The sequence below is a fragment of the Caballeronia sp. M23-90 genome, from assembly GCF_053574605.1.
Map to the genome: position 1 here is coordinate 1 of NZ_JBSIPA010000361.1, position 6,837 is coordinate 6,837.

At 59.1% G+C, this 6,837-nt stretch carries 7 protein-coding genes; 4 read left to right on the forward strand and 3 right to left on the reverse strand.

Features of this window, described 5'->3' with window-relative positions; genetic code table 11:
* A partial coding sequence (locus ACRXB1_RS26695) for a hypothetical protein (protein WP_449493742.1) occupies positions 1-230 on the forward strand: 230 nt, incomplete at its 5' end.
* Between the two features lie 83 nt (positions 231-313).
* A complete protein-coding gene (locus ACRXB1_RS26700) occupies positions 314-1,111 on the forward strand; it encodes an IclR family transcriptional regulator (RefSeq protein WP_062000796.1) in 798 nt (265 codons plus the stop codon).
* Between the two features lie 87 nt (positions 1,112-1,198).
* On the opposite strand, the gene pbpG is transcribed toward ACRXB1_RS26700, so the two are convergent.
* Positions 1,199-2,407 (reverse strand): D-alanyl-D-alanine endopeptidase, encoded by a 1,209-nt coding sequence (gene pbpG / locus ACRXB1_RS26705; protein ID WP_061999050.1) that lies wholly within the window; start codon positions 2,405-2,407, stop codon positions 1,199-1,201.
* Positions 2,408-2,902: 495 nt separating this feature from the next.
* Positions 2,903-3,853 carry a histone deacetylase family protein gene (locus ACRXB1_RS26710; RefSeq protein ID WP_449493743.1) on the reverse strand — a complete coding sequence of 317 codons (951 nt, stop codon included), beginning with the start codon at positions 3,851-3,853 and terminating at the stop codon, positions 2,903-2,905.
* Between the two features lie 313 nt (positions 3,854-4,166).
* On the opposite strand from ACRXB1_RS26710, the gene ACRXB1_RS26715 reads away from it, so the two are divergent.
* On the forward strand, positions 4,167-4,742 hold the full coding sequence (locus ACRXB1_RS26715; RefSeq protein ID WP_061999048.1) for a phasin family protein: 576 nt from the start codon (positions 4,167-4,169) through the stop codon (positions 4,740-4,742).
* 185 nt (positions 4,743-4,927) lie between these two features.
* Here the strand turns inward: ACRXB1_RS26715 and lpdA are convergent, their stop codons facing one another.
* Positions 4,928-6,670 (reverse strand): dihydrolipoyl dehydrogenase, encoded by a 1,743-nt coding sequence (gene lpdA / locus ACRXB1_RS26720; protein ID WP_444826135.1) that lies wholly within the window; start codon positions 6,668-6,670, stop codon positions 4,928-4,930.
* Here lpdA and ACRXB1_RS26725 point away from each other — a divergent pair.
* Positions 6,654-6,837: hypothetical protein (locus ACRXB1_RS26725; protein ID WP_449493744.1), on the forward strand; the 184-nt coding region annotated here is incomplete at its 3' end. The genes lpdA and ACRXB1_RS26725 overlap by 17 nt on opposite strands.

Below are 6,837 nucleotides of genomic sequence, written 5' to 3' on the forward strand. Positions count from 1 at the left end.
TGTTGGGGTTGTGGCGCTGCGCCAGGGCCACAACCCCAACCGCAGCAACAGCAAGCGCGCACGCCGTACGTTGGCCGTTCGAACTGGGGGAAACCTTCGCCGCAGACTTCAGAACGCAATCACTGACGTCTCGCCTTCTTATCGCACAAAAAACCGTCTTCGATCCACATGTGATCCCGGACGGTTTTTTTGTTTTGCGTTTCACCGTTGGCCCCACTACCCGGGCGTGACTGCGCTCGACCGCCTTTCGCTCTTTTCACAATACGAGATACAATCACAGTTCCACTGTTTGACGTATCAACTGATTTTCTCCATGAGCGATACGAGCCCGGAATCCAGAACGTCCATTCAGGTGATCGAGCGCATGATGCGTCTGCTCGATGCGCTTGCCGCGCATACCGATCCCGTCAGTCTCAAAGAACTCTCGCAGAGCACGTCGCTGCATCCTTCGACCGCGCACCGCATCCTGAACGACATGGTGACCTGCCGGCTGGTTGACCGTTCCGATCCAGGCACTTACCGGCTCGGCATGCGTCTGCTGGAACTCGGCAATCTGGTGAAGGCGCGGCTTTCGGTTCGGGAAGCCGCCATGCCGCCCATGCGCGAGCTGCATCGCGAAACCGGGCAGACCGTGAACCTGTCGGTGCGTCAGGGCGACGAAATCGTCTATATAGAGCGGGCTTATTCGGAGCGTTCGGGCATGCAGGTCGTGCGTGCCATTGGCGGACGCGCGCCCTTGCATCTGACATCGGTGGGGAAACTCTTTCTCGCGGCCGACGAATCCGCCCGAGTCCGCGCCTACGCTACGCGCACCGGCCTCTCAGGCCACACGCAAAACAGCATTACCGATCTTGCCAAGCTGGAGCGCGAATTGTCGTTCGTACGCAGCCAGGCATGCGCGCGGGATAACGAGGAACTTGAACTCGGCGTGCGCTGTATCGCGGCAGGAATCTACGACGATACCGGCCGGCTCGTCGCGGGTTTATCGCTGTCCGCGCCGGCAGACCGACTGCAGGATTCGTGGCTGAACCAGTTGAGCGGGACCGCGCTCGAGATTTCGCGTTCGCTGGGTTATCGGCCGGAACCAAGCGCCGATTCCCAGCAGCGCTAGACACGCCGTCTGTTCGGGCCAGGAATGCAAAAGCCGGTTTATCTTTCGATAAAACCGGCTTTTTTTCGCTTCTGGCGTCCTCGCAGATCAGGTACCACCGCCACCGGCATCGGCGCTGGTGATTTGCGGTTCTCCGGCGGTTTCGAGGAAACCGCGCAGACGCCCGGCATCGGCGAAACGTGAATATTTGCCCGACGAATCCAGAAGTACCATCACGACCGGACGGCCGTGGATGGTCGTCTGCATCACGAGGCACTCACCCGCCTCGTTGATGAAGCCGGTTTTTTGCAAGCCGATGTCCCAGCTCGGATTGCGAATCAAGGCATTCGTGCTGTTGTAAGCCAGATTGCGCTTGCCGGTGAATACGTCGTAGCTGCGATCGGTCGAGAACTTCCGGATCAGCGGATATTGATACGCCGCGTTGACCATCTTCACGAGATCGCGTGCGCTCGACACGTTCAGGCTCGTCAATCCGGTCGAATTTTCGAAGTGCGTGTCGGTCATGCCGAGCATCCGCGCCTTCGCATTCATCGCAGCGATGAAACCCGGCCGGCCATTCGGGTAATAACGCGACAACGCTGCGGCGGCCCGATTCTCCGATGCCATCAGCGCAATATGCAGCATGTCTTCGCGATTCAATTCAGAACCGACGGACAAGCGCGAGCCAGTGTATTTCTCATAGTCGCGGTCTTCGTCGGTGACGTCGATTTCTTCCGTCAGCGGCGCTTTCGAATCGAGCACGACCATGGCGGTCATCAGCTTCGTGATGGAGGCGATGGGCACGACGGCGCGCGAGTTTTTATCGAAGAGGGTTTCCGACGTGTTCTGGTCGACCACGTATGCGACGCTCGAACGCAGCGCAAGGCTGTCCGGCGTTTCGTGCAAACCGAACGCCTGCCCAACGGTCGGCGGACGTGGCTGATACGCAACCGAACGCACGGCGGCACGACGGCCATGTGCATCCATCCGGTAGCTCACCCGATGCCGGCGGGTACCGCGCGCAGCGGGCACTGCATCGTCATCGGCGGGAGCAGCAGCAGCGACTTTAGCCGTCTTTGCGCCTTTGGGCGCACGCGCGCCGACCTTCGACAGCTTGGCGGACTTTGCTTGCGGCGCGGCAGCAGCGGCAGGCTTGGTGGATTTTTTTGCGGTTTTTGATGTTGGGGTCTTGGCTAAAGCGTCGACCGGTGCGGCTGCGAAAGACGTCGCGAGCGCCACCGACACGGCAACCGACAGCGCAGTGCGGACTGCAACGCCGTGGATCACCCTGAGCGACGAAAACATTTCGGTTTTCATTAGTGTTCTGTTCTGGACCGGCGAGAGAGTGTCGCCAGTGTAGTAAAGCTTCGAAAAATTAGCAATATTAAGCACTTATGGGCAGTACTTAAACTGGATTGTAAGAGACGATCCTTGGAGCCGGACACGTTTCAGGGCCTAATCGTAAGAAAACATGACAATCAGCACAATCGTTTTGATCGTCATAAGTAATTGCAGAGCTTTGGCTATCAACGAACTAACGGCAATAGTTCGTGAAACTTAAGGCACTTTTTGAGGCAGCTTGGAGGGCGTCCGCGAAAAACATGCGTGCTACCTTAAAAGCGAAATTTCGCCAAGAGCGAGTGAATCGACAGAAGTGAGTGTTCAGGTAATCCGTAACTGCGAGTAAAGCGACCGGCGATTCGACCAAGTTCGCGAGTTTTTGTTCATACAAACTATGACGATTTTCAGCCCACTTCGAATGTTAACGTTGGTTTAACAATTTTGGTGTACACCGTTTCAAACCTTTTCAAATCAACCGTCCCCGCCGGTAAGCCCGGCATGCTTTGCCCGTCTCAAACCAGCCGCGACCGCGGCGAGCTGGATGGTTTGCAGATGCACATCGACAGTCACGTCGATGTCGCGGCCATAACCGCCCGCCATCGTAATCGCAACCGGCAAGCCGCGCTTGGCCGCCATAGCGAACACCAATGAGTCGCGCCGGGCGAATCCATCGATTGACAGCGCCAGCCGTCCCAGGCGATCACCCGCGTGGGGATCGGCGCCCGCCAGATAGATAAGCATTGCCGGCTGAACGCGATCGAACATCGTCGCCAGTGCTTTTTCCAGCGCTTCCATATAGTTGGCGTCGTCGCAGCCATCGGGCAGCGCGACATCGAGATCACTCGTCTCCTTGCTGAACGGATAATTCGACTCGCCATGCAAGGACAGCGTGAAGACGCTTGGATCGTCCTGGAAGATAGCCGCCGTGCCGTTGCCTTGATGCACGTCCAGATCGACGATCGCAACTTGCAATATGTCCTCGCCCCGCTTGAGCGCCTCGGCCTGCATGACGCGGGCCGCGACGGCTGCGTCGTTGAAGACACAGAATCCCGCGCCGCGAGAAGCGTACGAATGATGCGTGCCTCCAGCCAGATTCGCGGCAAATCCGTCCCGCAGTGCCGCGCGACATGCCGCGATGGTCGCACCCACCGACCGCCGCGACCGTTCGACCATTTCGGGCGACCATGGAAAACCGATTTCCCGCTGCTCTTGCGCATTCAGCAAACCCGTCGCAACCCGAGCGACGAAATCCGCGGCATGCGCGCGCTCGAGATCCGAATCAGACGCGATGGGCGCCTCGTCCAGTTCGACATCCGGCAACTCGGCTTCGACGCGTTCGCGCAACATCCGGTACTTCTGCATCGGAAAGCGATGACCGGATGGTAAGGGCAGCACGAAGCGGTCGCTGTAATAAGCCTTCATTGAAACGGAATTCCAATTTGTCGACGCGTGATCCTAGCATTGGAATCGTTTGCGCCCGTCGCCCCAAACTGGTGCCTTCCATCTCGAAATATGGTTCCATAGAACAACTTAGCTTACGTAAGCCGTTGTTTAATAACATTTCGTCTCATGCTGCGACGCACAAAAAGACGCTTGACATCTTTAGGAATATGCCTAGAATGGTTCCATGTTGCGACGCACCAATAGCTGTTTCGCCTCATACGGCTGCCGGAGATCCGGCACCGCCAAAACCCACGACCCGCGCTGATGATGGGTCGACTTTCAGGAGCGTGACATGACCCTTTTGACCCCGGAACAAATCGCCGCTGCAAACAAAGCCCAATTCGACATGCTGTTCGGTCTGACGAACAAGGCATTCGAAGGCATGGAAAAGCTGCTTGAGCTGAACCTGCAAGTCGTGAAGTCGACGCTGGCTGAAAGCCAGGAAAACACGCAGCGCGTGTTGTCGGTGAAGGACGCGCAAGAATTGCTCGCACTTCAAGCCAGCCTCGCTCAGCCGGTTGCCGAAAAGGCGCTGTCGTATGGTCGCCACCTGTATGAGATCGCATCGTCCACGCAAGCTGAATTCGCACGCGTTGCCGAAGCCCAGTACGAAGACCAGAACCGCAAGGTGCAGGCACTTGTCGACAACGTCGCCAAGAACGCACCGGCAGGTTCGGAAACGGCAGTCGCCGTGATGAAGTCGGCCATTACCGCCGCCAACACCACGTACGAAACCATTCACAAGGCAAGCAAGCAAGCCGTTGAAATCGCGGAAAGCAACTTCAACGCAGCCGCTACGGCCGCCACGAAGGCTGCATCGCAGGCAACCGCTCAAGCTTCGCGCGCTGCCGTAAAGAAGCCTGCTTAAGCGATGTAGCTCGAGCATTTGCATCCGAAAAGATTCGCGCAAATGCTTGAAAGTCGCGTAGCAAAAAGAACCGCTCCAGTTCACGCCCGAGCGGTTTTTTTACGCTCTTCGGGAAGTGTGGCAAGACAGGAAAAAGCGGCGCGTTCTTCGCAGAACGCGCCGCTTTTACATTCGACTGCCGGCCGTTACTTCTTGCGCTGCGGCGGCAGGTCGGTACACACGCCTTCGTACAACTCGGCGGCCATTCCGATCGATTCACCGAGCGTCGGGTGCGGATGGATCGTCTTGCCGATATCCTCCGCGTCCGCGCCCATTTCGATAGCCAGGCACACCTCGCTGATCAGGTCGCCCGCGCTCGTTCCCACGATCCCGCCGCCGATGATCCGGTGCGTCTCTTCGTCGAAGATGAGCTTGGTGAACCCTTCGTCGCGGCCATTGGCAATCGCCCGCCCCGATGCAGCCCAAGGGAACACTGCCTTGCCATACTTGATGCCTTCGGCCTTGCACTGATCCTCGGTCTTGCCGGCCCATGCCACTTCGGGATCGGTATAGGCGACGGACGGAATCTGTAACGCATCGAAGTACGCCTTCTCGCCATGCGCGGCTTCGGCTGCAACGTGGCCTTCATGCACCGCCTTGTGCGCGAGCATCGGCTGACCGACCAGATCGCCGATGGCAAAAATGTGCTCGACGTTCGTGCGCAACTGCTTGTCGACGTTGATGAAACCGCGATCCGTCACCGCCACGCCCGCCTTGTCCGCGCCGATCTTGCCGCCGTTCGGGCTGCGGCCTACAGCCACGAGCACCAGGTCATAGCGCTGTGCATCGGCAGGAGCTTTTTCGCCTTCGAAGCTCACGTAGATGCCGTCTTCCCGGGCTTGCGCCTTCGTGGTCTTCGTCTTGAGCATGACGTTCGCGAAGCGCTTGGCGTTGAACTTCTCCCACACCTTCACCAGGTCGCGATCGGCGCCGGCCATCAGGCCATCGAGCATTTCGACCACATCGATCTGCGCACCGAGCGCCGCGTACACCGTCGCCATTTCCAGGCCGATGATGCCGCCGCCGATCACCAGCATGCGCTTCGGAATCTGGCGCAATTCGAGTGCGCCGGTCGAGTCGACAACGCGCGGGTCTTCCGGCATGAACGGCAGCTTCACGGCTTGCGAACCGGCCGCGATGATCGCCTTCTTGAACTGCACGACCTTCTTGCCGCCCTCGCCTTCGATCTCCATGTGGTTCGGGCCAACGAACTTGCCGACGCCCGTCACCACCTGGACCTTGCGCGCCTTCGCCATGCCGGCGAGCCCACCAGTCAGTTTCTTGACCACGCCCGACTTGAAGTCGCGCAGCTTGTCGAGGTCGATAGTCGGTTCACCGAACGAGATGCCATGGTGCGCGAGCGCCTTGGCTTCTTCGGTAATCGATGCAGCGTGAAGCAACGCCTTCGACGGAATGCAGCCGACGTTCAGGCAGACGCCGCCAAGCGTTGCATAGCGTTCGACGATGACCGTGTTCATACCCAGGTCCGCCGCGCGAAACGCTGCCGAATACCCACCGGGACCCGCGCCCAGCACGAGCATGTCGCACTCGATATCCGCGGAACCGGAGAACGATGCGGCCTTCGGCGCGGGCGCAGCGCTTGCCTTTTCGGCGGGCTGCGGCGCGGCGGTCTGCGGCTTTTCCTCGACCTGGCTTACGCCACCGCCCTGACCTTCGAGCGTCAGGATCAGCGAGCCTTCGGAGACGTTGTCGCCAATCTTGACCTTCACTTCCTTGACCGTTCCCGCTGCGGGCGACGGCACGTCCATGGTGGCTTTATCGGATTCCAGCGTGACGAGCGACTGCTCTTTCTCGACCGTATCGCCGGCCTTCACGTGGATTTCAATGACCGGGATGTCCGTGAAATCGCCGATGTCCGGCACCTTCACGTCCTGCGATCCGCCGCCTGCGGGTTTTTGTCCGGCAGGCCTGGACGCAGCGGGAACGGTCAAGGAAGTGAAGGTCAAGATTGGCGACAACGTCTCCGAAGGCTCGCTGATCCTGACGCTCGAAGGTCAGGGCGGTGGCGTAAGCCAGGTCGAGGAAAAGCCGCAGA